Raw genomic sequence first — 23,319 nt, forward strand, 5'->3', positions numbered from 1 at the left:
AGGAGATCCTTTCCGAGCGCGGCATGGAGGAAACTTTGCACTATCGCAGTCGAGGCGCGCTGCCGGCCGCGGCTCGATACGCCTATGACCACTCTGGTCCTTTCGCGGCCAACAGCCTGTTGCACCACCCGAGCGTCCCGGCCAGCACGCCGTCGATAGCAGAGCTGGCCAAGACGTGTTCCGGGGGCCGTCATGGCGATGCAGTCAGACTTGATTCCGCATGACCCACAGGATGAAGGTGCTCAGGCGGCGGCCGGCTCGAAATACCCGGGACGTTCGAGTTCGGCGAGCAGCCCGACTTCGGTCGGTGACCACCCCAGCAGCGTCCGGGTACGCTCGCTCGACGCAGGCGTGTCCATGCTGGCGAACATCGTAAACCAGCCGAAATGTTCGGCCGCAGACTCATGCGACACCGACCGCACCGGCAGTCCGAGCTGACGGCCGACCGCTTCCGCAATCGCCCGGAACGGGATGCTCTCCTCGGCGACGGCATGATAGGCCCGGTCCGTCGCGCCGTGTTCGAGGGCAAGCCGGTAGACCTGCGCAGCGTCGAGCCGGTGAACCGCCGTCCAGCGGTTCTCGCCATCATCGATATAGGCCGAGACGCCCTTCTCGCGCGCGATCGCCGCCAGCATCGGCACGAAGCCATGATCGCCCACTCCGTGCACTGACGGCGGCAGGCGGACGACCGACGCGCGGACGCCGCGCTCGACCAGCGCCGCCGCAGCGGCTTCGGATTGCCGCGGGTAGTCGGGATCGGCAGGTGGCCTGTCCGCCTCGACCGCAACTCGGCCCGGCGCGAGCAGCGCGACCCCCGCGGTCACCAGCAGCGGGCGCTCCGTCCCGATCAGCGCCTCGCCCAGCGCCTCGATCGCCTGCCGATCCGCCTGGCTGTTCTCGGCAAAGCGCGTGAAGTCGTGATCGAAAGCGGTGTGGATTACCGCGTCCGCGTCCGCCGCGCCGGCCTTCAGGCTTTGCAGATCCTCAAGCGATCCCCGCTGGACGTCGGCGCCGGCCTGCATCAACGCCTCGGCCGAGGCTTCCGAGCGGGCCAGTCCCAGGACTTGGTGCCCGGCACCGAGCAATTCTGCGACAACGGCAGAGCCGACAAAACCGGTCGCACCCGTCACGAATACGCGCATGATCTTTCTCCACTGACTTGATGATCACTTCTAGATAGGATCGAGCTAAGAGGGTAAAGTAGGGACATTATCCGGGTATAAGGCTTAACAGGATGGACTCCGATTCGGCGCATGAAAGCGCGCTCGGCGCTTATCTCAAGGACCGACGAGGGAGGCTGAATCCGGCTGCACTGGGTCTGCCGCCTGCGCGACGCCGGACCGCCGGGCTCCGTCGTGAGGAGGTGGCGCAGCGCGCCAACATCAGCACGACCTGGTACACCTGGCTCGAGCAAGGCCGCGGCGGTGCGCCGTCGGCAAGCGTGCTCGATCGCATCACTCAGGCGCTGATGTTGACCGAGGCCGAGCGCGAGCACGTCTTCCTGCTCGGGCTCGGACGGATGCCGGATGTACGCTATCGAGCGCCCAACGGCGTAACACCACGACTTCAGCGCGTGCTGGACTCTATGACGGCGAGCCCCGCCTTCATCCGCACCGCGACTTGGGATGTCGTCGCCTGGAACAAGGCCGCCGCCGTGGTCCTGACCGACTATGCTGCACTGGAGCCAAGCGAGCGGAATATCCTCCGCCTGATCTTCGGCGATCCGCACAGCCGGGCCACCCAGCCCGATTGGGAGAGCGTCGCCCGCTACGTCGTTGCGGTTTTCCGGGCGGAGTCGGCGCGCGCCGGTGCGTTGGCCGAGGTCGTGCCGCTGGTGGAGGAACTCAGCCGGCTCAGCCCGGAGTTCGCCGCCATGTGGCAGGACAACGACGTCCGCGGGCATGGCGACGGTCTAAAGCAGCGCCGGCACCCTTGTCTCGGCCTGATCACGCTCGAATATTCGGCGTTCGCGGTGGACGGACGCCCTGATCTGTCGATGGTGATCTACAATCCGGTCAGCGGTCTCGTTGCGGACCGAATTCAGGCGCTCGTATCCGAACGTTCCGATGCCACGACCGAACGGGGATAGCCCCGTTCACCGCCGCCAATTCTTCGCCTGGTCCGCGACCGGGACGGGTTCCGGGACCATGTGCGCCCCGCTGCTCTACGTTCCAATCTGGAAGCTGTGGCCGGCGAGCGCGCCTCGCCAATATTCGTGCAGCGCTTCGGCCACCTCTGCATGGAAGTCGAACGCAGTCTCGGTGGCGGCGCTGGACGGCAGCGACTGCCACATCCCCCGGATCAGCGCATAGCTGCGCAGCAACATCTTCAACCCCTTGCCGGCCGGCAGCGCGAGCACGTGGTCCAGGCGATCGGCGGCGACGGCCAGCATGGCCATTTGTCTCGCTTTGAACGCTGCCAATTCGCCGACAACCATGTTGGGTTCGATCACGCCATGGCCGAGTGCGTCCAGCGACAGCAGTTCGGGATGGCGGCGAAGATGGTCTACCAAGCCCGCGATGATTGCGGCGACCATCGCGTCGGGGGTCGCGGTTACCGTCGCGGTCACCCGATCCACCGCGTCGCGCAGACCGCGCCAGCCGTCCGTTTGCAAGGTCGCGAAGATTGCGCCCTTGGTGTTGAAGTAGAGATAGATCGTTCCCTTGGCCAAGTCGCAGGCCGCGGCGATCCGGGCGGCGGACGGCAGGGTTCCGTCCCCTTCCAGGAACAGTCGGGCGGCAGTGGCAAGGATCAGCCGGCGACGGTCGTCCTTGTCTTCGCGGGCGAACGCCTTTTTAGCCACTCTGGCGGCCCTGTCGCATCGCGATGTCGTACTGGCTCCTCGCCGAAAAGTGCCGCGGGACCACGCGACTGGCAAGCGCCATGACCTTGTTCAGTCGTCCGGCGATGACCCCCGACTTGCCCGCGAACAGGGCGTCGAGGCCGATCCGCGCCACGTCGGCCGGTAACATCTCCATGCGCTTCAACGACGCCGGCGTGCTGTAGCCGGATGCGGCGTTGAAGCCCGTGTCCATAAGACCGGGCGACAGGACCGTGACGGTGACGATCGGCGCCAGCTCGACGTGCAGCGCCTCGCCGAATGCCAGGACATAGGCCTTGGCGGCGGCATAGGCGCTGAGCAGGGCCACGGGTTGGTAGGCTGCCATGCTGCCCACCAACAGGATATGGCCACCGCCCCGCACGCGCATCCGCCGGGCGTGCAGATGGGTGAGTTCGGTCAGCGCCATCACGTCGAGTTGGATCATGGCGCGCAACCGATCGAAGTCCTGTTCCACGAACGCTCCGTGCATTCCGAAGCCCGCATTGTTGACCAGCACGTCCGGTTCGATGCCGTTTTCGCCAAGCCATTGGTCGAGCGCATCGGCGGCTCCAGGCTGCGACAGATCGGCTGGACAGGTCCGCACCTCGACGCCGCTGTCTGCTCGTATAGACGCGGCGATCGTCTCCGGCCTGTCGACCGAGCGTGCGGTCAGCAGAAGGTTCATGCCGCGTGCGCCGAGCTGGCGGGCAATCGCCTCGCCCAATCCGCCCGACGCCCCTGTGACCATCGCCCAGGACACTACCATATCTACCACCTATGACCACTGGTCATCTAATATGACCAGTGGTCATCATATGTCCCGCGGTGACCGATTTTCAAGTGCAGCTTTAAGTCCTTCTGGATCGGGACCCCAATCGGGCACGCGGCATTCTCGGCCTCCGTTTCGTTGGGGGAAACCGAGCGGTGCGGAGGGACCGCTCGGGCACCCGGTTCAGGCGGAACGCGCGATCACCCCGCGTAGCAGGCTTTCGAGGTCGCGTTCGCCGTCACGCGTCTGGGCGCCCGCCTTCAGCTGATCCGTCATGAGCTGACCGACCGCCGGCCTGAATATGAGGTCCATCCAGGCTTTGCTTTCACGTTCGAAACCGTCGCCGGGAACGATGTGCGGCACGGCCTGCTTTGCCGCGGCGATGACGCCATCCGGTAACGCCGCGATGTTTTCGGCAATGCGGGTGACGAAGTCGTCAAGTTCATCAGCAGGAAGCGCACGATTGATCCAGCCATAGCGTTCGGCCGTCCGGGCATCGAAGAGGTCGGCGCCGAGAATGACCTCGAGTGCCCGCCCGCGTGTCATCCGCTGGCTCAGATACTGGGTAGCACCACCGCCGGGTATGATGCCCATCAGCGCCTCGCATTGCGCCAGTCCGGCACGCCCTTCCGCGCCGAACGCCATGTCGGCGGCGGCGACAAACTCCGCGCCGCCCCCGCGCGCGCGACCGGCCAGCTTGACGATTGTCACCTGCGACTGTGCACGCAGCGCTTCTGCGAATGCCTGAAACGGATTGAGCCCTGTCGGAACGTCGCGTTGCAACGCCTTCAAGGCTTCGGGCTGCTCCCCCAACGTCATGTCCACATGGGCGACGAAGAACTCGGGATCGGCGCTTTCGAAAACGATCACGCGGATCTCCGGATCGTTGTGGAGCGAGGCAAGAAGGTGACGCACCTCGCCCATCAGCGTTACGTCGAGAACGTTGATCGGCGGATTGTCGATGACGACTTTGGCCACCCTGTGATTCAGGGTGACGCGCAATTTGGTGTAAGTGAGCTCGGTCATGATCGTCCTTGTTGGCATCTGGCAAGAGACGATTTGCCCCAAGCCTCGTCACAAGGTATTCATTCGATACCTCGCATCAATTACGCACATCGAGCATCCCTGGTATGGTGAACGATACCCCGTTTCCCGACGACTATTTCGTCTTCCGCGCGGATTGCCCGAGCAGGGCCATCCTCGACCAGATCGCGGAGAAATGGTCGATGATGGTGCTGGCGGTTCTGCTCCGCGAGCCCCAGCGATTCAATGCGATCAAGCGGCGGCTCGAAGGCGTGACGCAGCGTGTCCTGACCCACACGCTGCGCAAGCTCGAACGCAACGGCATGATTTCTCGCACCGTCATCGAGGGCCGCGTGCTGGGCGTCGAATATGCCCTGACGCCGCTGGGCCGCTCTCTTCACGAGCCGTTCGCCGCCTTGTTCACGTGGACGACCAGTCGCATGGTTGAGATACAGCAGCATCAACAAGATTATGACGCCCGCCTCGACGGCTGATTTCGGTCCCGCGCCAGGACGGTTTCCCAGGCAGCGCAGCAAAAGCTCCTCTGACGAAACGTGTCCGCTCGAACGATTCGAGCCCGTTCAAAGAAGATCCTCGATCCGGATCGGCACGTGGCGAACCCGCTTGCCGGTGGCGTGATAGACCGCGTTGACGATGGCCGCGGTCGCGCCGACCATGGCCACTTCGCCGATGCCCTTCGCGCCCGAGATATTCAAATTGGTATCCGGCACGTCCAGCAGCTCGACATCAATCTCGCCGATGTCGGCATTCACGGGCAGGACGTAGTCGGCCAGGTCGTTGTTGAGAATGCGGCCGAAGCGCGCGTCGATCTCGGCGCTTTCACGGAGTGCGGCACCGAATGCCCAGACGACGCCGCCGCGAACCTGGTTCTGTGCGGTGCGGTGATTGAGGACACGGCCGCAATCGCACACGCTGACCACGCGTGGCACGCGCACGCGGCAGGTGCTCGGCTCGACATGGACTTCGGCGAAATGCGCGATCCAGCTGAACGCCGTGAACTGCTTATATTCGGGACCCACCGGCGCCGGCATGCCGGAGTTGAGCCGCTGGAACACCGTTGCGGGTTGTTCGAGGCCGGCTTGCGAGACCTCGACCTCAAGGAACGGCCGGCGGGCGCGTGCGATCGCTGATGCGACCGGCCCTTTTGCCCGGCCGGCGCCTACCAGTTCGACAAGTTTCGAGCGCAGCAATTCGGCGGCGGCGCGGGCGGCGGGAGCGGAGCTGGCGCACCCCCATGACCCGACCGTGATATGCTGGGGTGCGACGCTGGTGTCGCCCAGTGCGATCTCCAGTCGGTTGGGATCAATGTCCAGGACGTTGATCAGCTCGGCCGCCACCGCGCTGCGCATGCCCTGGCCGAATTCGTGCCCTGTGATCGCCAACCGCGAGCTGCCGTCCGCATTCACGCGAAGCTTGGCGACGGCAGGGGACATCGACGCCTTGTAGGCACCAGCGCCGACCCCGAACCCGACGAGCATGCCGTCGCGTGTGCGCATCGAGCCCGGCTCTTTCTTTCGGCGATCCCAGCCGAACCGGGCCGCCCCGCGGCGAAGACATTCGGCGAGGTTGCGGGAGGTGAACGGCTTTCCGGTGATCGGATCGTGCTGCGTATCATTGCGCACGCGCAGTTCGAGTGGATCGACGCCGAGCGCGTAGGCGAGCTCGTCATAGGCACATTCGGTGGCGTAGCTGGAGGGATGCTCCTGCGGTGCGCGCTGGTGCGCAGGGGCCTGGACGTCGACCCGCACGCGCTGGTTGGTCGATCGCCAGTTCGGCGTAGCGTACATGCGGCTGACATGTTCGCCGGCCGCCGCCCCGAACTGGTCGAAGCGGCTATTCTGTTGCTCGATGTCGTACAGCACCGCCTCGAACTTGCCGTCGGCGCCGGCGCCGACCTGCACGCGGTGGCGGCTAAGCGGGCGGTAGGTTGCGGTGTGAAACAACTGGCTGCGCGGCATCACCAGTTTGACCGGCCGCTTGAGCAGCATGGCCGCGCGCACAACCAGCGCCGATTGCTGCTGCAACTGGTTCTTCTGGCCGAATCCGCCGCCCACATACGGGCTGCTCGATTCAAACGACTGCGGATCCTGGCCGAGCATGCCGGCAATGCCGAATTTGAAGGCCGCCGAATTCTGCGTGCCTTCCATGACGACGATCTTGCCGTCCACGAACGCCGCAGTGGTCGAGATCATCTCGATCGGGTTATGGTGCTGTTGCGGGTGCAGATAGGTGACGTCGAGCTTGCTGGTCGCGGCGGCGAACGCGGCGGGCGCATCGCCCGCACGGTGATCGACCGTGACCGGCTCGCGTTCGGCACCCGGCTGCTCGCGTGAGGCGGTGAAGCTGGACGGGCGATAGCGGACGGACACCGCTTCGGCCCCCTCGATCGCCGCCTCCAGGGTCTCTGCGACGACCAACGCGACCGGTTCGCCGCGATGGCGCACGGAAGGGCGTTTCATCGGCTGGTAGCCGGGCTTGTCACCGCCGCCCCCCCGCGTGGCCGGCGTCTCGCGGATGTCGGCGAAATCGCGCCAGGTGAAAACGCGAACCACGCCCGGTACGCCCGCGGCACGCTCGACGTCGATCGCGGTAATGTCGCCCTTCGCGATGGCCGCCGGGACGGTCATCGCATGGAGGAGCCCCGGCACGGGTCGATCGGCGGCGAACTGCGCCTTGCCCAGCACCTTCTCGCGCGCGTCGATGCGGGGACGGTCGGGATTGCGTTCGATCGACATCAGACTTTCCTCTCCGCGGCGATAACGACGGCATCGGCGATCGTTCTGGCACCGAGTTCCAGCTTGAAGGCGTTCTCCTTGCCCGGTCGGGCACCGGCGAAGGCGGCATGAGCGGCGGCGAGCGCCGCCTCCCGCGTCGGCGGCCTACCTTCGAGCAGTACCTCGGTCTGACGCGCGCGCCATGGTCGTGTGCCGACCCCGCCGATCGCGACATGCGCCTTGCGGATCCGGCCCCCGTCGATGGTCAGCGCGACGGCGGCCGAGGTCAGGGCGAAGGCATAGGATTCGCGGTCGCGGATCTTGTGATAGGTCGAGCGACGGCCAGCCGCCGTCTTGGGCACCGCGATGCCCGTTATGATTTCGCCGGGGAGCATCGCGAATTCGCGATCCGGGGTCGATCCGGGCAGCAGGTAGAAATCCGCGATCGGCAGACTGCGCGGCCCCGCCGGCCCGGTCAGCTCGACGACCGCGTCGAGCGCGGTCAGCGCCACCGGCCAGTCGCCGGGCGAGACCGCCGTGCATGCGCTACTCGTTCCCAACACCGCCTGTCCCCGGTCGAGGCCGCCGATCGCGGCACAGCCCGAGCCGGGCTCGCGCTTGTTGCAGGGATAAATGCCGCCCGCACCGTGGCGGAAATATGGGCAGCGTGTCCGCTGAAGCAGGTTGCCGCCGACCGTCGCCATGTTGCGCAGCTGTTGCGACGCGGCTTTCGAAAGGCTTTCAGAAAGCATCGGATAGTCGCGGCGAACGACGGGGTTCTCCGCCACATCGGCCATCAACGCGCCGGCCCCGAACACCAGGCGCTCGCCCGCCGTGTCGACGTGCCGCATTTCATCGAGGTCGGCGATATCGATCAGATGAAGCGGCCGCTCCACGCCCAGTTTCATCAGATCGTAGAGCGACGTCCCGCCGGCGATATAGCGCGCCTCCCGGCCGGCCCGTCCAAACGCGGTGACCGCCTCGGCGGTGGTTCGAGCACGTGTATAGGTGAATTGCCGCACCGCTCATGCCCTCCGCATCTTGGTGGACGCTTGCTCGATCGCCGCGACGATCCCGACATAGGCGCCGCAGCGGCAGATGTTGCCGCTCATATACTCGCGAATCTCTTCGCGTGACGAGGCATGACCTTCCTTTACGCACGCGATGGCGGCCATGATCTGTCCGGGCGTGCAATAACCGCACTGCAGCGCGTCGTGATCGATGAACGCCTGTTGCATCGGATGCAGCGTCTCGCCGTCGGCGATACCCTCGATCGTCACGATCTCGCGCCCGTCCGCCTTGGCGGCGAGCGTCAGACACGAGGCCACACGCCGTCCGTCGAGGTGCACGGTGCAGGCGCCGCACTGACCATGGTCGCAGCCCTTCTTGGCGCCGGTCAGCCCAAGCCCTTCGCGCAGGACGTCTAGCAACGAGGACCGCGCGTCGATGGCGACCGAGACCGGCTCCCCGTTGATACTGGTCGCAAGCTGCAGGCCAAACTCGCGCGCGTGCGCGGGCAAGCGAGCAGGCGCGGGCAGCTGCGCGGCGGCGGGTGCGGGCGGCGTCGCGAGCGCGAGTGACGCCACGGCACCGCCGTGCAGCGTTTCCCGCCGCGTGATCCCGATGGTTTCGTCGTTCGACCGATCCGTCATGAGCCTCTCACTTCTTCTGATGCGCAGGTATGATGGCTCCCGTGCGCAATGCGCCGAACGAACCGACCACGGACCAGGCCGTCCAGAGGTACGACGGCAGTCCCGCCTCTTCTCGACGGGTCGACGGGAAGGTCGCGTCGGCCGCCGCGGTGAGTTGCCCGTCGGCGGACATCGTCGTCGTGAAAAGCATGGCTTGCCTTCGCGTGATTTCTATCGCGCCAACAATAGGCCTGGAACACGCGGAGGAGAATATCGCCCGATCCAAAATCACCATTCCATAATCAACAACAATAGTCGTTGAAGTGCCGTTTCGGAAACGGCATGTGACGGTCCATGGATCGTTTCGACACCATGCGACTGTTCGTCAGGATCGTCGAGCGCGGCAATTTTTCGAGCGCCGCGCGGGATTTGCAGCTTCCGCCTGCGACCGTCACGCGCGCCATCCAGCAGCTCGAGGCACGGCTTGGCGCGCGATTGCTGGAACGGACAACCCGCACCGTTCGCCCCACCGACGACGGTGCCGTCTACTATGCTCGTTGCGTGCTGCTTCTGGCCGATCTCGACGAGGTCGAGAGCGGCCTCCGTGCCGGCACGTCGAGCGGCCCGCTGTGCGTCGATATGCAGGGAACGCTAGCGCGCTTCTTCGTGCTCCCTGCGCTCCCGGCTTTCATCCGGCGGTATCCGAACATCGAACTGCGGCTCAGCGAGACTGACCGGATGATCGACCTTGTCGAGGAAGGGATCGACTGCGTGCTGCGCGCCGGCGTGTTGCCGGATTCGTCGCTGGTCGGCCGGCAGGTCGCCGTATCGGAACAGCTGACGCTCGCAAGCCGCGCCTATATCGATCGTCATGGTATACCGGAAACGCTCGAAGACCTGTCGCAGCATCGCATGGTCGGCTATTTGGCGTCCGCATCCGGCCAGCCTTATGCGCTCGACTTTACCGTCGATGGCATGGCCCGGGAAGTCATGATGCCCTTCGACATCGTGGTCCGCGGCGCCGAGATATACACCGCGGCCGGCCTGGCCGGCATGGGGCTCATCCAGGTGCCGCGCTATCGCATCCAGAAGCACCTTGATGCGGGCGAGCTTGTGTCACTCCTTCCCCGCCATCCGCCGCCACCGATGCCAGTGTCGCTTCTGCATCCGGGCAACCGTAGCGTATCGCCAAGAGCGCGCGTGTTCGCCGACTGGCTGACGACGCTCTTCCAGGGTTTGCAGCATGAGGGACGGTTGTAACCGGCCGGGGGCACAGGGCGCGCGGGTATGTTCGCTTTTTTGCAGGTTGCATAGGTGCCGGATCGTGCATGGTTCACGGCACGCCTGTCACCGGACCACCCGTTAAATCGCGCGCTAACCGCGCCGACAAGACTGGCACCTGCTAGCGATACCACAGATTCAGACAAGTCTTCTCCAAGATCGGGCACGCCGAAATACCCGGCGCACCCTAGTTTGACCGGGAAGGAGAATCGCCTTGTCGGAGGCTTCGCACTGGGCAGTCCTGGCCGCTGTCGCTGTGGCAATCGCCGGCACGCCCTCGGCAGGAACCGCAAAGGCAGGTTCCACGCCGCTACCCGCCGTGGGACGTGCCGCCGTCGTCACGAGCTGTTCGCGAGAACCCAAGGACATCGCCGACGTCGTCGTCTTGGACGCAACGCCGCTCTTCGCCGAACGAGCGTACTGAGCGGTCGCTCGAAAACGATCCGAACGATCACCACCCCGTCAGGAATTCACCATGCAGACTTCACCCGTTGCGCTGGTCACAGGCGCCAATCAAGGTATCGGCTTCCAGATCGCCAAGGAGTTGAGCGCCAAGGGCTTCATCGTCTTGCTGGGGTCGCGTAACCTCGCGCGTGGCGAAGCTGCTGCCAGCGAAGTGGGACCGACCGCCGCTGCGCTTCAGCTCGACGTGACGGACCAAGCGTCTGTCACAGCGGCCGCGGAACGGGTTCGCCTTGAGTTCGGCCGCCTCGACGTCCTGATCCAGAATGCTGCCATCGCCACCGTCAGCGATCGGGAGCAGACCGGCGAGGAACTGGCCGCGGCCAACCGTCCAAGCGTCGTCTCGCTCGACGACATGCGCACCGTCTGGGACACGAACGTGTTCGGCGTGCTCGCGGTCTACCAGGCAATGCTGCCGATCCTGCGGATCACACCGAACGCGCGTATCGTCAACGTCTCCAGCGGGGCCGGGTCGCTGACGGTGGTGTCGGATCCGCGCTCGCCGTTACGGCCGCTGTTCGACGTCAGCTATGCGGCGTCGAAGACCGCGCTCAACGCGCTGACGGTTGCGATGGCGATCGAGCTTGAGGCCGACGGAATCAAGGTGAACGCCGTTTCGCCCGGCTACACCAAGACGCGGCTGACCAGCTTTGCCGGCACGGAGACCGTCGCGGAAGGCGCGGCCGAGGCCGTGCGCGTGGCCCTGCTCGGGCCTGATGCGCCGACCGGCGGGTTCACCCACGCCACGATCGGTCCCCTCCCGTGGTGACCGACGCTGCGCCGCCCCCGCAGGAATGACGGATCGTTTTGATGCGCAGGATGCCCTGTGTCGTTGATACGCCCCCGCCGTCTTGGTCACGACCCGCTGATCGAATTGGTCGGCCGTGAGCGCTTTGCCCGGCCGTCAGGGCCGCGGCATCGGGCAAAGAAAAAGGCGGCAGCACCGACCAGATCCCCGCACAGGATCGACTCTAAGGACGCGGAATGCCCCTACGGTTATGGCAAGGAGCCGCTTATTATATCGCCGAACGTCGCGATTGCGTCATCCTCGGCGACCTTGCCACGGACGATCGCGACCGACAGCGCCTCTCCCGCGCCAACCAGGCCGGTGCAAAGGCGTGTCGCCGCGCTTTCGGACAGTCGGCTGAACGGTTGAAGGACGGAAACGAACATCGCGACGGACTGGCCGAGCAGCTCGTCATACACGTTGGCTTTTTCCGGGCTTCCGGTCAGGGCAGCGCCGACGATGTGGAACTCGCCCGTCAGATCGGCCGCACAGCGAATATACGCGTCGGCAAGCGCTGCGATCGTCTCGTCGCGTCCCTTCGCGGCGGTAGCCATCGCTCGGCGGAACGTGTCGATTCGGTCGGTGTCGATCCAGCGATACAGCTCGATCAGAAGGGCGGATCGTGACCCGAAATGGTCGTAGACGACCGGTTTCGACACGGCCGCACGGATCGCTAGATGCCCCAGCGTCAGGCAATCGGCGCCCTCCGTGCGGATCACCTCAAGCGCCGCATCGAGCAGCTGACGATGCCGATCGGCCTTCGAAAGCCGGCGGCCCCGTTGCGGGGAAACATCGCTCGTATCTGCCATCAAGAAACGCCCTATTGCCAAACCTACTGATAGTAGGTTAGTGCTACCTACGAATCGTAGCTTATTGGCTCCAACGGGAGACGCGTCAATGTCCTTCTCACCCATCCTGCTCATGGGCGGTTCCGGCGAAATCGGTCGGCTCACCGCAAAGGCCCTGCGCCTGCACCACCCTGATGTTCCCTTGCTGATCGGCGGACGGAGCCAGTCCAAGGCGCAGGAGGTTGCAAGCGTGCTGGGCAACGCGGAAGCGGTGATCATCGATTCCCACGCCGAAGACCTCGGCCTTGGCGATCGACGAATCGGTGCGGTCGCCGTCTTCTATGGTGACGAACGGCTGTCCGGACTGCGCTACGCCCATGCCCGCGGTATTCCTCACCTCAGCATCTCGTCCGGAATTTACGAGATTGCACCGGAGGTCGCGATCCATATGCAGCGCCCCGATGCCGCGGCAATGGTGCTGGGCTATGAATGGCTCGTCGGCGCCACCACCATCTCGACCCTTGCATTTGCAGAGGCCTTTGCCCGCGTCGAAACCATCCGGATCGGCGCGTTGGTCGATGACGAGGACCAGGGCGGCCCAGCGGTCGCGGAGGATTTCGAACGCCTCGCGACCGTCATGCCGTCCGTTCTCGCAAGATCGGACGGGGCCTATGTCTGGCGCAGCAGCGAAGACGCGGGCTGCGCGTTTCAAGCCACCGATGGCACCGTCATCGATGCGGCCGGCTTCTCGTCGATCGACATTGCCGGCCTCGCGGCGGTCACCGGCGCGCGCGATGTCTCGTTCGCCATCGGAACGGGGGTCAGCTCAAGCCGACGCGCGGGCGGTGCAAAATCGACCGAGATCATCATCGAACTCACCGGTATCGACGGAGCGGGCGCGTCACTCCGCCGCCGCCACGCCGTGTTCCATCCGGGCGGCGCAGCGCCACTGACGGCCCTTGGTGTGAGCATGCTGCTCGAGCGTCTGACTGGCCTGGATGGCAAACCCGCAACGCGGCCGGGGCTGTTCTTCCCGTATCAGGTTGTCGATCACGCCGCCTATCTCGCGCGACTTGAACAGGAGGGCGGAAGACTCCTGACGCTGCCATTCGCATGACGGCTCAGAGCCAGCAGAACCCCCCGTCACATACGCTAACGGTCGTCGCACATCCCGCCACCGCGTCGCTCACCCGGTCGGCTGCCGCTGCGGTCGTGGCGGCGCCATGACCCGTCAACGTGGGGCGAGCAGTGTCGCGAGCGTGTCGGCCCGGTCACTCACCCGTTCGAGCCGTGGATAACGCAGCGTGCCCGCGTAATGGATGGTGCGATCGGAACGTTGTCCATCCTGTTCGATCGTGAGAACAAGCGGGCGGATCGCGGCACCACGCACGGCCGCCAACAACGCGTCGCGTCCGAACTGCGCCGTGCCGACCGTCACGATCCGCACGCCCGGCCGCATGCCGGCACGAAAGGCAGGTCCATCCCAACCCACGGACCGTACCACTCCACTACCGGCGACGGTGAGGCCGATGGAATAGGAGAGGTCAGTGACGCCGGCCTCGTCCTCGCTCGCGCGAAAGGCGGCGGTTGGCATGCTGGTAAAGGCCAGACGCCAGCCGTGGCGCCTTAGTCCGATCGTCGTGTCGAGCTCGTCGTGCGCATTGATCCAACCGCCCAGGAACCGCGACCAGTCGTGCGGAACGACATCGTTCAGCGTGCGGCATATGTCATCGAACTTGTAGGTCCGGGTTGGCGCGTCAGGGGTCGCCCCCGCAAAGAAGCGGCGCGCGAACGCATCGATGCCGTGGCGTCCGCCGCTACGCTCGCGCAGTTCGGCGTCGATCGCAAGCCACAGCATGACGCCTTCCGAGTAATAGTCGCGGCGTCGCTGCCAGTCGCGCCACGGCACCGGTTGGCGTAGCATGAACGCGGGATAGTTGACGTCGTCCGCCAGCGGCCGCCAGGCCCGGCCTGGTCGCGCGGCGATCTCGGCCGCCTCGATCGCCAGCCGGTCGCGCAGCTCGGACGGCGTGAACTGGCCAGCGCGCGTCGCGAGCACGCGCCCCCAGAACTCGGCCTGCCCTTCATACACCCACAACATACTGCTCGCGACGGGGACGTTCGGCGTTGGCGCCCACAGGTCGGCGGGCGTACGATATAACCCATTCCAGGCGTGGACGATCTCGTGCGCGATCAGGTCGCGGAAGAGGAACTGGCTCGGCCACTCGCGAAAATGCGATGACGCCAGCCCGACCTCGCTCGACGCCCGATGCTCGGTCCCACCCGACGAGCCATCGTCGCTCAGGCGCGCGAGGATGTCGTAGCGGTGGAAAGGCACGGGACCAAAGACCGCGCGTATCTGCGTGATCAGTTGCCGCAACTCGGCGATGCGGACGGCGGGTACGACAAGGTCGCTCGGCCGCGCTGCCACGAGATCGAGCGACACCGCGCCTTCTCTACCTGCGGTGAGAGCTAGCCGCGCAGCGTGGCGGCCCGCGAGCACCGGCGAGTCGAGCAGCGTCTCCAAGTTGGTCTTAGCGAAGTGAAGCGTAGCGCCCTCGCTGCGTTTCGCCTCTAACGAGGTAAACGCGGTTAGCCCCGCGGGCAGGACCAGGGTGGCAGCGATGGGGATATTGCGGGCATACCAGCCCGCTGGATACAGGACGAGGCGCTGCCACGGCACAGTCACGATGTCTGGTGTCAGCAAGTCACCTCCGGCGACCATCTGGAAGCGCACCTCGATCGTCCGTACGCTGGCGGGCACATCGACATGGAAGGCATGCGGATCGATCCGGTCTCGCCGCCATCCCACGGGCTTACCGTTGGCTTTGATGAACAGCCCGGCAAGATCGGTGACGGTCAGACTTGGGCCGTGGCTCGCTTGCTCCCACCGGGGATAGAGCAGCGTCGTCATCTTCCCGGCGACCACGGGTATGCGCTGTCGCACAGTGAATATCTTGTGTGCGACATCGGTCGCGTCGACATGAAAATCGATTGAGTTGCCGAACGCATGATCGACCGGCTTCAGAACGGCGGCGGAAGGTTCGATGTAAACAGGACCTTGTCCGTCGCGCGCTATCGCCGCCGCGGACCCGAGAATAAGCGCCAGGGCTGCTAGATACCAAGCAAAATGGTTCACCACGAGGTAAGGGCCACCCTCTCGCAAAATCGACTATGAACACAGAAGATGTTCATAGTCGTAAAAACTATGAACACGCCTCTAAGTTGGCCTAACCACATTGCCGAGTTACAGCGGAATATCCGATTATATGAATTCCGGCAGAGACTTAACTCACGCAGTTGCAGCCTTTACTGCACCCGCCTCAGAATGGAACGTCATCATCCAGATCGCTGTCGAACGCGCTCGACGTGCGCGACCCGCCGCCGGACGAGCCACCGCCGCGCGCACCGCCGCCGGAACCACCGTTCCCGCCGTCATTATAGCCGCCGCCACCGGCGCCCCACTCGTCGCCACCGCCGGAACCGCCGCGTGCGCCACCGCCGCCGCCGGCCCCGCCTTCACCGCGGCCGTCGAGCATCACCAGCTGGCCGTCGAAGCCCTGCAGCACGATCTCGGTCGAATAGCGGTCGTTGCCCTGCGGGTCCTGCCACTTCCGGGTCGCCAGCTTGCCTTCGATATAGACCTTGCTGCCCTTGCGCAGATATTGCTCGGCCACGCGGCCCAGCGGTTCGGAGAAGATCGCCACCGAATGCCATTCGGTCTTTTCCTTGCGCTCGCCGGTGTTCTTGTCCTTCCACGTGTCGGACGTGGCGATGCGCAGGTTGACGACCTTGCCGCCGTTCTGAAAACTCTTCGACGTCGGGTCCGCACCGAGATTGCCGACGATGATGACCTTGTTGACGCCTGCCATGGGGGCCGCTCCTATAATCCGAGCGCAGTCGCGGCCCAGAACGTGAATCCAGCTGCCAGATACGCCAGCCCGAACAGATAGGCCAAGCTGAAAAGCGGCCACTTCCATCCGTTCGTCTCCCGCCGGATCACCGCGATCGTCGACAGGCACTGCGGCGCGAACACGAACCACATCAGGAACGCCAGCGCGGTGGGCAGCGACCAGCGCCCGCGCAGCCGCCCGACCAGCGACCGCTCGGTCTGCACCTCGTCCGCCCCCTCGATCGCGTAAACCGTCGCCAGCGCGGACACCGCCACCTCGCGCGCGGCCATCGCCGGGATGATTGCCAGCGCGATCTCGTGGTTGAACCCGATCGGTCGGACGATCGTCTCCAGCCCGCTCGCGATCCGCCCCGCGGCCGAGTAACGCACCTGATCGCGCCCGGTCGGCGACTGCGGAAAGCTCAGCAGCGCCCACAACAGCACGGTCGCCAGCAGGATCAGCGTGCCCGCGCGGTGCAGGAAGATCCACGCGCGCTGCATCAGCCCGATCGCCACGTCGCGGAACACCGGCATCTGGTACCGCGGCATCTCCATCATGAACCCGGCACTCTCGCCCTTCGCGATCGTCCGGCGGATCACGAACGCCGCGATCATCGCCGCCACGATCCCGGTCACGTACAGCCCGAACAGTACCAGCCCCTGCAAACCCACGCCCAGCCCGACCTCACGCGCCGGAATGAATGCCCCGATGATCACCGCATAGACCGGCAATCGGGCGGAACAGGTCATCAGCGGCGCGATCAGGATCGTCGTCAGCCGGTCCTTCGGATCGTCGATCGTCCGCGTCGCCATGATGCCGGGAATGGCGCAGGCGAACGACGACAGCAGCGGGATGAACGCGCGCCCCGACAGCCCGACGCCCGCCATCACCCGGTCCATCAGGAACGCGGCGCGCACCATATATCCCGACGCTTCCAGCACCAGGATGAAGAGGAACAGGATCAGGATCAGCGGCAGGAACACCAGCACCGATCCGATACCCGCAATCACGCCGTCCACCAGCAGCGACCGCAGGATCCCCGCCGGCAGCACCGATCGCACCGCATCCTGTGCCCACGCGAACCCGGCCTCGATCCACCCGACTGGCGCCTCGGACCAGGAGAACACCGCCTGGAACATCACGAACAGGATCACCGCCAGCAGGATCGGCCCGCTGACCGGATGCAGCGCCACGGCGTCCAGCCGGTGCGTCCAGCGCCGCTCCAGGCTCTCCTCCTGCGTCGCCGCCACCGCGATCGCGCGCGCCCGGCGTTGCAACGTGACAATGTCATGTTCCGGCGGCGCACCCGCACGCACCGTCCGCGTCCCGTCGCCGACCACGGTGGCCAGCGCGGTCTTCAATTCATCCATCCCAAGCCGCCGCACCGCGACCGTCTCGACCACCTGCACGCCCAGCGCCTTGGACAGCGCGGCGACATCGATCGTCAGCCCGTCGCGCTTCGCCATGTCGATCATGTTGAGCGCGATCACGACCGGCAGGCCGAGCGCGATCAGCTGCAACGCAAAGCGCAGGTGATTGTCGAGGTTCGTCGCATCCAGCACGACCACCAGCGCGGACGGCAACCGCTCGCCCTCCTGCTTCCCGACCACCACGTCGCGCGTCACCTGCTCGTCGGGGCTGGCGGGATCCAGGCTATAGGTGCCGGGCAGGTCGACCAGCTCGATCGGGCGACCGTCAGGCAACGCCATCCGCCCGGATTTGCGCTCCACGGTCACGCCGGGATAATTGCCCACCTTCTGGCGGGCCCCGGTCAGCGCATTGAACAGCGCGCTCTTGCCGGCATTGGGGTTCCCGACGAGCGCGACCAGCGGTGCTGAATTCACTCCGCCGCCATCGGAAACGGCTCGACCGACACGGCGGCGGCCGTCTTGCGGCGCAGCGCGATCGTCATGCGGCCGACGCGGCAGGCGATCGGGTCCATCCCCATCGGCCCGCGGTGCAGCGTTTCGACTCGCACCCCTTCGTCAAAGCCCAGTTCGCGCATCCGCCGGGCCTCTCCCGCCTTGAGCGCGGTCCAGTCGATCACGCGAATCAGCGCAGCTTCGCGCGGGGGCAGGTCGTTCAGGCGCATAACGTCCATTCACATATTTGCTTGCGAATGATTATCATTATTCCAATACGAACGCCAGCCCCGATCCGTTCCGCCCGGCGCAACCTGCCCGGTTCAGGACGCAGGATAACGCAACCGGCCGAGGAACCGCACCGGGCTGAACATCCGGTCCGGATCGGGCTTCAACTGCGCCTTTAGCTTCTCGAACCGCATCACGCCCGCGATCCGCCGGTCGAGGAACGCGCGCGTATCGGCGAAATTCTCGGTCTGGTCGTCGACGAACACCAGCAGCGTCGCGGCATAGACCCCGGCCAGCGTCAGCCGCTTGGTATAAAAGGACAGATCGACCGCCGTATCGCCGGCCAGCCGCCACATCCCGTCCGCCGCGCGCCACCCCAGCCGCGCGGCGCGGGGCGCATTCTGTGGCATCGCCAGGATCGCCAGCGCACGCCGCAACGCCTCGCGGTGGATCTCCATCGCGTCCAGCCGCGCCGCGATCAGCCGGGTGATCCGATCGCGCACCTTCCGCGCACGTAGCATCGGCGCCGGCGCGCGGACCGCCATCTCGGCGTCGATCGATGCGAACCACGCGTCGATCATGTCGATCGCCCCGCCCGGGAACGCCAACCGCGCCCGGTCCGCCGGCACGCCCAGTTCGTCCGCCGCCTGCGCCAGCGCCGCCTCGCCCCAGCCATCGAACGCCGCATGCATCGGCAGCACGGGCGCGAGCGCCTCGCGCAACTCGTCCAGCGTCATCTCGCTCGGCGCGATCGGGGCCGGCTCGCCTGCCGGATTTGCGGTGCTGTCGGTCATGTCCATAACATAGCGCCGACCCCCGCCGACACCAAGCGATCCCGCCACTTATCGCCGCCCCGGACCGCACTTCTTTTGCGCGGGATAGCTTTTCTCGCATCCCCGACCCTGACGATGGCAGACCCGCGCCCCTATCTTGCACCGCAACACGAACTGACGAAGGACCCCACCTATGCCCACCCTGTTCGACCCGATCCAGCTCGGCGACATCGCCGCCCCGAATCGCATCCTGATGGCCCCGCTCACCCGCGGCCGCTCCACGCGCGACCATGTCCCCGTCGACATGATGGTCGACTATTACACGCAGCGTGCGACCGCCGGCCTGATCATCACCGAAGCGACCGGCATCAGCCAGGAAGGGCTCGGCTGGCCCTACGCACCCGGCATCTGGAACGACGAACAGGTCGCCGCATGGAAGCCCGTCACCGACTCCGTCCACGCCGCCGGCGGCCGCATCGTGATGCAGCTCTGGCACATGGGTCGCCAGGTCCACAGCTCGGTCATCAAGACGCAGCCCGTCTCGTCCTCCGCCACCGCGACCGCCGGCCAGGCGCACACCTATGAGGGCAAGCAGGATTTCGAGGTCGCGCGCCCGCTCGAACTCGACGAGATTCCTCGCCTGCTCAACGATTACGAACTGGCGACGCGCAACGCGCTGGCCGCCGGGTTCGACGGGGTCCAGATCCACGCCGCGAACGGCTATCTGATCGACCAGTTCCTGCGCGACAATGCGAACTTCCGTGACGACAATTACGGCGGCAGCGTCGAAAACCGCATTCGCCTGCTGCGCGAAGTGACCGAGCGGGTCATCTCCGTCGCCGGTGCCGGCCGCACCAGCGTCCGCCTGTCGCCCAACGGCGATTCGCAGGGCGTCGACGACAGCAACCCGACCGCGCTGTTCCTGCCGGCCGCCCAGATGCTGTCCGATCTCGGCATCGGCTTCCTCGAACTGCGCGAACCCGGCCCCGACGGCACGTTCGGCAACACCGATGTGCCGAAGCTTTCGCCCGAAATCCGGAAGGTCTTCACCGGCCCGCTGATCGTCAATTCGGACTATGACAGCGCGGACAAGGCGCAGGCCGAACTCGACACCGGCATCGCCGACGGGATCAGCTTCGGTCGCCCGTTCATCGGCAACCCGGACCTCGTCGCCCGCCTCCAGACGGGCGCGCCGCTCGCCAAGGACGACGCCAAGACCTGGTACAGCCAGGGCCCCGAGGGCTATATCGACTACCCGGCGATGGAAACTGCCGCCGCCTGATCGACCAACCGTGGCCCTGCCTCATTCGGAGGCAGGGCCGCAGACCTTTACCGGACCAGGATCTCGCCCTTCATGTTCGTCGTCGCATCGCGCAGGTTCGTGCTGCGGAAACGATAGACAGCATTGCGCGTGTCCGGCGCGCGGAAGTGCACGGTGGCGCTCCGCCCTGCCTTCACGTCGACCCGATCGTTACGAACCAGCACGGCGTCCCGTGGCGTGACGCGCGCGAGACGGAAGAACTCCGGTGCCGAGAAATTATGCCGCCGGTCCGACCGGTTGCGAATGGTCAGCGCATAGGACACGCCGCGCCGCAACGTGATCCGCGCAGGCGTGAACCGCTCATTGTTGACGCCGACCGTGATCGGCACCGGACGCCGCACAGGCGCCGCCGCCGCCGCGCCGGTCGCAACCGCGACCAGCCCCAGCATGAAACCAATCGATTTCATCGATACTCTCCTTTTGAATGAAACGGGACAGACCCGGCCAGACCGAAGGCGTCAGTCCGCAAACCGCTCGCGCAGCGCAAGCATCGCCAATGCCGCCTTCGCCGCCTCGCCGCCCTTGTCCTTCTCGGTGGGCCGCGCGCGCACCCAGGCCTGCTGTTCGTCCTCGACGGTCAGGATGCCGTTGCCGATCGCGACCCCCGCCAGCGTCAGGTCCATCAACCCGCGCGCGCTCTCGTTCGACACGACCTCAAAATGATAGGTCTCGCCGCGGATGATGACGCCCAGCGCCACGAACCCGTCGTACCGGTCGGTCTCCGCCGCCAGCGCGATCGCCCCCGGCACCTCCAGCGCGCCCGGCACCGTCACCGTCTCGTGCGTATGGCCCGCCGCCTCGATGGCCGCCTGCGCGCCCGCGATCAGGCTGTCGTTCAACGCGTCGTAGAACCGTGCTTCCACGATCAGGATATGGGCCATCGTCATTCTTCCTCGAAAACTGCAAACCGGACGGACTCAAGCCTTGGCCAGGCTCCGCAACGCTTCCATCCGCCCCAGATAGCGGGCCAGCACGTCGATCTCGACATGCACCTTGTGCCCCGCCTCCAGCAGGCCCAGCGTCGTCACCGATCCGGTGTGCGGAATGATGTTCAGCCCGATCACCGGCCCGTCCGCGCGGTCCTCGACGCTGTTGATGGTCAGCGACACGCCGTCGATCGTGACCGATCCCTTGCCCGCCACATAAGGCGCGATCGCAACGGGCAGCAGGATCTCGTAGCGATGCGAATCGCCCTCCGGCACCTTCGACAGGATCGTGCCGACCCCGTCGACATGGCCCGTCACGATATGCCCGCCCAGCTCGTCGCCGACCTTCAGGGCGCGCTCCAGGTTCAGCGCCTGGCCTTCGTTCCACACCGGCGCGGTCCGCGACACGCTTTCGGCCGACAGGTCGACCGCGAACCAGTCCGACCCCTTCTCGACCACCGTCAGGCACACGCCCGCGCACGCAATGGACGCGCCCAGGTCCACGCCGCCCATGTCGTACCCGCATGCGATGCGCAGCCGCGTATCGCCGCGCGCCTCGACCGCGGTGATTTTCCCGATGTCCGTGATGATGCCGGTGAACATGAAAGCCCCTAAATCCTCAAGCGCGCTCGTAGACTTCGAGCCGGTCGCTGCCAAGCATCCGCGCGCCAGCCAACCGCCACCGCCCATGCGCATCATCCAACGCGCCGAGTCCGATATCGCCCAGTGCCGCCTGCCCGTCCCCAATCAAAATCGGGGCGCGGTACAGCAGCAACCGGTCGACCAGCCCCGCGCGCAGAAACGCCGCCGCCGCCCCCGCCCCGCCTTCGACCAGCAGGCTGTCCACCCCGTCCAGCCCTGCGACCGCCTCGGGCGCGGCGACCCGCTCCCACCCCGCTGGCACCGCGCCGCGCGTCAGCACCGCGCGCCGCGGCGACCGATCCGCCAGCCCGTCGATCCGCACGTCCAGCCGCGGCGCATCGATCCGCAGCGTGCCGCCCCCGACCAGGATCATGTCGCACCGCGCCCGCTCCAGATGCGCATGGGCACGCGAACGATCGCCGGTGATCCAGCGACTGCTCCCGTCCGCCAGCGCGATCCGCCCGTCGAGCGAGGTCGCCAGCTTCAGCGTCACATGCGGTCGGCCGGCGCGCTGCCGCATCAGGAACCCGGCCAGCGACGCCGTCGCCCCCGCCGCCCCGCACCCGACATACACCACGATCCCGGCCTCGCGCAGCCGCGCAATCCCGCGCCCCGCGGTCCGCTCGTCCGGATCGACCAAAGCCACCACGACCCGCGCCGGCCCCGCCGCCACCAGCAGATCGGCACAGGCCGGTCCCCGCGCACTGTCATGCGCGCAAGGCTCCAAAGTCACGAACACTGTCGCATCAGCGACCGATCCCGCCTGCGCCAAAGCCACCGCCTCGGCATGCGGCCGCCCGCCCGGCTGCGTCCAGCCGCGACCGATCACGCACCCGTCGCGCACGATCACACATCCCACCGCCGGGTTCGGTGCCGTCACCCCGCGCCCACGCTCGCCGATCGCGACCGCCGCCGCCATCCAGCGCGCGTCATCGCCCGCTGGCGCGATCACATGCCCAACTGGCGTTCGACCTTCTGGAAACTCTGCTGGCGCGCCTTGACGCGCGCCACCCGCGCCGCCTCGTCCACCTTCTGCTGCGCCTCGATCTGCGCATCGGTCCGGTCCGCGGGCCAGCTCGCGATGAACGTCATCTCGGGCTCGGGCCGCTCCATATAGCTGTCATGCAGGAACCCGGCGATGATCAGCATCGGCATCAGGATCGAGATTATCGCGATCGGCGTCCGATGATCGCGATCACCGGTCGTGATGAACGCCTTCAGATCCGCAATCACGCGGCGCGGCGAACTGGGACGAGGAAAGACTGCCATAGTCCCAAGATAGGCGCAGTCCGCAGCCTACGCCAGCCCAGACCGCCAAGGCTCGGCGCCCACCTCAACCGTTCCCCCGCGGACACGGGGGTCTAGCTAAGACCCAAC

Annotated in this window: 25 protein-coding genes; 6 read left to right on the forward strand and 19 right to left on the reverse strand. The window is 66.2% G+C overall.

All coding sequences use genetic code 11. From position 1 onward, the window contains the following. Positions 1-242: 242 nt before the first annotated feature. A complete protein-coding gene (locus IEX50_RS09010; protein WP_157176791.1) occupies positions 243-1,142 on the reverse strand; it encodes an SDR family oxidoreductase in 900 nt (299 codons plus the stop codon). 92 nt (positions 1,143-1,234) lie between these two features. Between IEX50_RS09010 and IEX50_RS09015 the strand changes: the two genes are divergently transcribed. Continuing rightward, positions 1,235-2,089, forward strand: coding sequence for a helix-turn-helix transcriptional regulator (locus tag IEX50_RS09015; protein WP_157176790.1), 855 nt, complete (start codon positions 1,235-1,237; stop codon positions 2,087-2,089). A gap of 75 nt (positions 2,090-2,164) precedes the next feature. Here IEX50_RS09015 and IEX50_RS09020 read toward each other — a convergent pair whose 3' ends face one another. The 3 genes from IEX50_RS09020 to IEX50_RS09030 form a co-directional block, all read right to left on the reverse strand. Next, a complete protein-coding gene (locus IEX50_RS09020; RefSeq protein ID WP_157176789.1) occupies positions 2,165-2,803 on the reverse strand; it encodes a TetR/AcrR family transcriptional regulator in 639 nt (212 codons plus the stop codon). Further along, complete coding sequence (locus IEX50_RS09025; RefSeq protein ID WP_157176788.1) at positions 2,796-3,587, reverse strand: SDR family NAD(P)-dependent oxidoreductase; 792 nt, start codon at positions 3,585-3,587, stop codon at positions 2,796-2,798. Before IEX50_RS09025 ends, IEX50_RS09020 begins: the two co-directional genes overlap by 8 nt. Before the next feature lie 186 nt (positions 3,588-3,773). Next, on the reverse strand, positions 3,774-4,616 hold the full coding sequence (locus tag IEX50_RS09030; RefSeq protein ID WP_157176787.1) for an enoyl-CoA hydratase/isomerase family protein: 843 nt from the start codon (positions 4,614-4,616) through the stop codon (positions 3,774-3,776). Positions 4,617-4,627: 11 nt separating this feature from the next. On the opposite strand from IEX50_RS09030, the gene IEX50_RS09035 reads away from it, so the two are divergent. Continuing rightward, the gene (locus IEX50_RS09035; protein ID WP_229673844.1) at positions 4,628-5,107 is read left to right on the forward strand and encodes a winged helix-turn-helix transcriptional regulator; all 480 of its coding nucleotides are present in this window, start codon (positions 4,628-4,630) and stop codon (positions 5,105-5,107) included. Positions 5,108-5,194: 87 nt separating this feature from the next. Here the strand turns inward: IEX50_RS09035 and IEX50_RS09040 are convergent, their stop codons facing one another. The 4 genes from IEX50_RS09040 to IEX50_RS09055 are packed head-to-tail and all read right to left on the reverse strand — an operon-like array spanning position 5,195 to position 9,190. Beyond that, positions 5,195-7,369 carry a xanthine dehydrogenase family protein molybdopterin-binding subunit gene (locus tag IEX50_RS09040; RefSeq protein WP_157176786.1) on the reverse strand — a complete coding sequence of 725 codons (2,175 nt, stop codon included), beginning with the start codon at positions 7,367-7,369 and terminating at the stop codon, positions 5,195-5,197. Further along, the gene (locus IEX50_RS09045; RefSeq protein ID WP_157176785.1) at positions 7,369-8,370 is read right to left on the reverse strand and encodes an FAD binding domain-containing protein; all 1,002 of its coding nucleotides are present in this window, start codon (positions 8,368-8,370) and stop codon (positions 7,369-7,371) included. Before IEX50_RS09045 ends, IEX50_RS09040 begins: the two co-directional genes overlap by 1 nt. A 3-nt stretch (positions 8,371-8,373) precedes the next feature. Beyond that, positions 8,374-9,000, reverse strand: coding sequence for a (2Fe-2S)-binding protein (locus IEX50_RS09050; protein WP_157176784.1), 627 nt, complete (start codon positions 8,998-9,000; stop codon positions 8,374-8,376). Between the two features lie 7 nt (positions 9,001-9,007). Beyond that, on the reverse strand, positions 9,008-9,190 hold the full coding sequence (locus IEX50_RS09055) for a hypothetical protein (RefSeq protein ID WP_157176783.1): 183 nt from the start codon (positions 9,188-9,190) through the stop codon (positions 9,008-9,010). Positions 9,191-9,333: 143 nt separating this feature from the next. Here IEX50_RS09055 and IEX50_RS09060 point away from each other — a divergent pair, with 143 nt between their 5' ends. Both IEX50_RS09060 and IEX50_RS09065 read left to right on the forward strand, forming a co-directional pair. Further along, complete coding sequence (locus IEX50_RS09060; protein ID WP_157176782.1) at positions 9,334-10,239, forward strand: LysR family transcriptional regulator; 906 nt, start codon at positions 9,334-9,336, stop codon at positions 10,237-10,239. A 496-nt stretch (positions 10,240-10,735) separates the two neighbouring features. Further along, positions 10,736-11,491 (forward strand): SDR family NAD(P)-dependent oxidoreductase, encoded by a 756-nt coding sequence (locus tag IEX50_RS09065; RefSeq protein ID WP_157176781.1) that lies wholly within the window; start codon positions 10,736-10,738, stop codon positions 11,489-11,491. Between the two features lie 227 nt (positions 11,492-11,718). Here the strand turns inward: IEX50_RS09065 and IEX50_RS09070 are convergent, their stop codons facing one another. Continuing rightward, positions 11,719-12,432 carry a TetR/AcrR family transcriptional regulator gene (locus tag IEX50_RS09070; RefSeq protein ID WP_198350661.1) on the reverse strand — a complete coding sequence of 238 codons (714 nt, stop codon included), beginning with the start codon at positions 12,430-12,432 and terminating at the stop codon, positions 11,719-11,721. On the opposite strand from IEX50_RS09070, the gene IEX50_RS09075 reads away from it, so the two are divergent. Then, complete coding sequence (locus IEX50_RS09075) at positions 12,407-13,414, forward strand: Rossmann-fold NAD(P)-binding domain-containing protein (RefSeq protein ID WP_157176780.1); 1,008 nt, start codon at positions 12,407-12,409, stop codon at positions 13,412-13,414. The genes IEX50_RS09070 and IEX50_RS09075 overlap by 26 nt on opposite strands. Before the next feature lie 114 nt (positions 13,415-13,528). On the opposite strand, the gene IEX50_RS09080 is transcribed toward IEX50_RS09075, so the two are convergent. The 5 genes from IEX50_RS09080 to IEX50_RS09100 all read right to left on the reverse strand — a co-directional run bounded on the left by IEX50_RS09080 (position 13,529) and on the right by IEX50_RS09100 (position 19,074). Further along, on the reverse strand, positions 13,529-15,436 hold the full coding sequence (locus IEX50_RS09080; RefSeq protein WP_198350660.1) for a M61 family metallopeptidase: 1,908 nt from the start codon (positions 15,434-15,436) through the stop codon (positions 13,529-13,531). A gap of 184 nt (positions 15,437-15,620) precedes the next feature. Beyond that, complete coding sequence (gene ssb / locus IEX50_RS09085; protein ID WP_157176779.1) at positions 15,621-16,169, reverse strand: single-stranded DNA-binding protein; 549 nt, start codon at positions 16,167-16,169, stop codon at positions 15,621-15,623. Between the two features lie 11 nt (positions 16,170-16,180). Then, a complete protein-coding gene (gene feoB, locus IEX50_RS09090) occupies positions 16,181-18,034 on the reverse strand; it encodes a ferrous iron transporter B (protein ID WP_157176778.1) in 1,854 nt (617 codons plus the stop codon). Continuing rightward, positions 18,031-18,282 (reverse strand): FeoA family protein, encoded by a 252-nt coding sequence (locus tag IEX50_RS09095; RefSeq protein ID WP_157176860.1) that lies wholly within the window; start codon positions 18,280-18,282, stop codon positions 18,031-18,033. Before IEX50_RS09095 ends, feoB begins: the two co-directional genes overlap by 4 nt. A 93-nt stretch (positions 18,283-18,375) precedes the next feature. After that, a complete protein-coding gene (locus tag IEX50_RS09100) occupies positions 18,376-19,074 on the reverse strand; it encodes a COQ9 family protein (protein WP_229673845.1) in 699 nt (232 codons plus the stop codon). 172 nt (positions 19,075-19,246) lie between these two features. Here IEX50_RS09100 and IEX50_RS09105 point away from each other — a divergent pair, with 172 nt between their 5' ends. After that, a complete protein-coding gene (locus tag IEX50_RS09105) occupies positions 19,247-20,335 on the forward strand; it encodes an alkene reductase (protein ID WP_157176777.1) in 1,089 nt (362 codons plus the stop codon). Between the two features lie 47 nt (positions 20,336-20,382). Here the strand turns inward: IEX50_RS09105 and IEX50_RS09110 are convergent, their stop codons facing one another. The 5 genes from IEX50_RS09110 to IEX50_RS09130 are packed head-to-tail and all read right to left on the reverse strand — an operon-like array spanning position 20,383 to position 23,211. After that, positions 20,383-20,781: a cupredoxin domain-containing protein gene (locus tag IEX50_RS09110; RefSeq protein WP_157176776.1), complete on the reverse strand. Its 399-nt coding sequence runs from the start codon at positions 20,779-20,781 to the stop codon at positions 20,383-20,385. Positions 20,782-20,832: 51 nt separating this feature from the next. After that, a complete protein-coding gene (gene ribH, locus IEX50_RS09115; protein ID WP_157176775.1) occupies positions 20,833-21,255 on the reverse strand; it encodes a 6,7-dimethyl-8-ribityllumazine synthase in 423 nt (140 codons plus the stop codon). Positions 21,256-21,291: 36 nt separating this feature from the next. Further along, positions 21,292-21,903 carry a riboflavin synthase gene (locus IEX50_RS09120; RefSeq protein ID WP_157176774.1) on the reverse strand — a complete coding sequence of 204 codons (612 nt, stop codon included), beginning with the start codon at positions 21,901-21,903 and terminating at the stop codon, positions 21,292-21,294. 16 nt (positions 21,904-21,919) lie between these two features. Next, entirely contained in the window at positions 21,920-22,861 is a 942-nt protein-coding gene (gene ribD / locus IEX50_RS09125) for a bifunctional diaminohydroxyphosphoribosylaminopyrimidine deaminase/5-amino-6-(5-phosphoribosylamino)uracil reductase RibD (protein WP_157176858.1), read from the reverse strand. Positions 22,862-22,890: 29 nt separating this feature from the next. Next, complete coding sequence (locus tag IEX50_RS09130; RefSeq protein WP_157176773.1) at positions 22,891-23,211, reverse strand: hypothetical protein; 321 nt, start codon at positions 23,209-23,211, stop codon at positions 22,891-22,893. Positions 23,212-23,319 lie beyond the last annotated feature (108 nt).

The organism is Sphingomonas prati (assembly GCF_014643515.1).
Lineage (GTDB): Bacteria > Pseudomonadota > Alphaproteobacteria > Sphingomonadales > Sphingomonadaceae > Sphingomonas_R > Sphingomonas_R prati.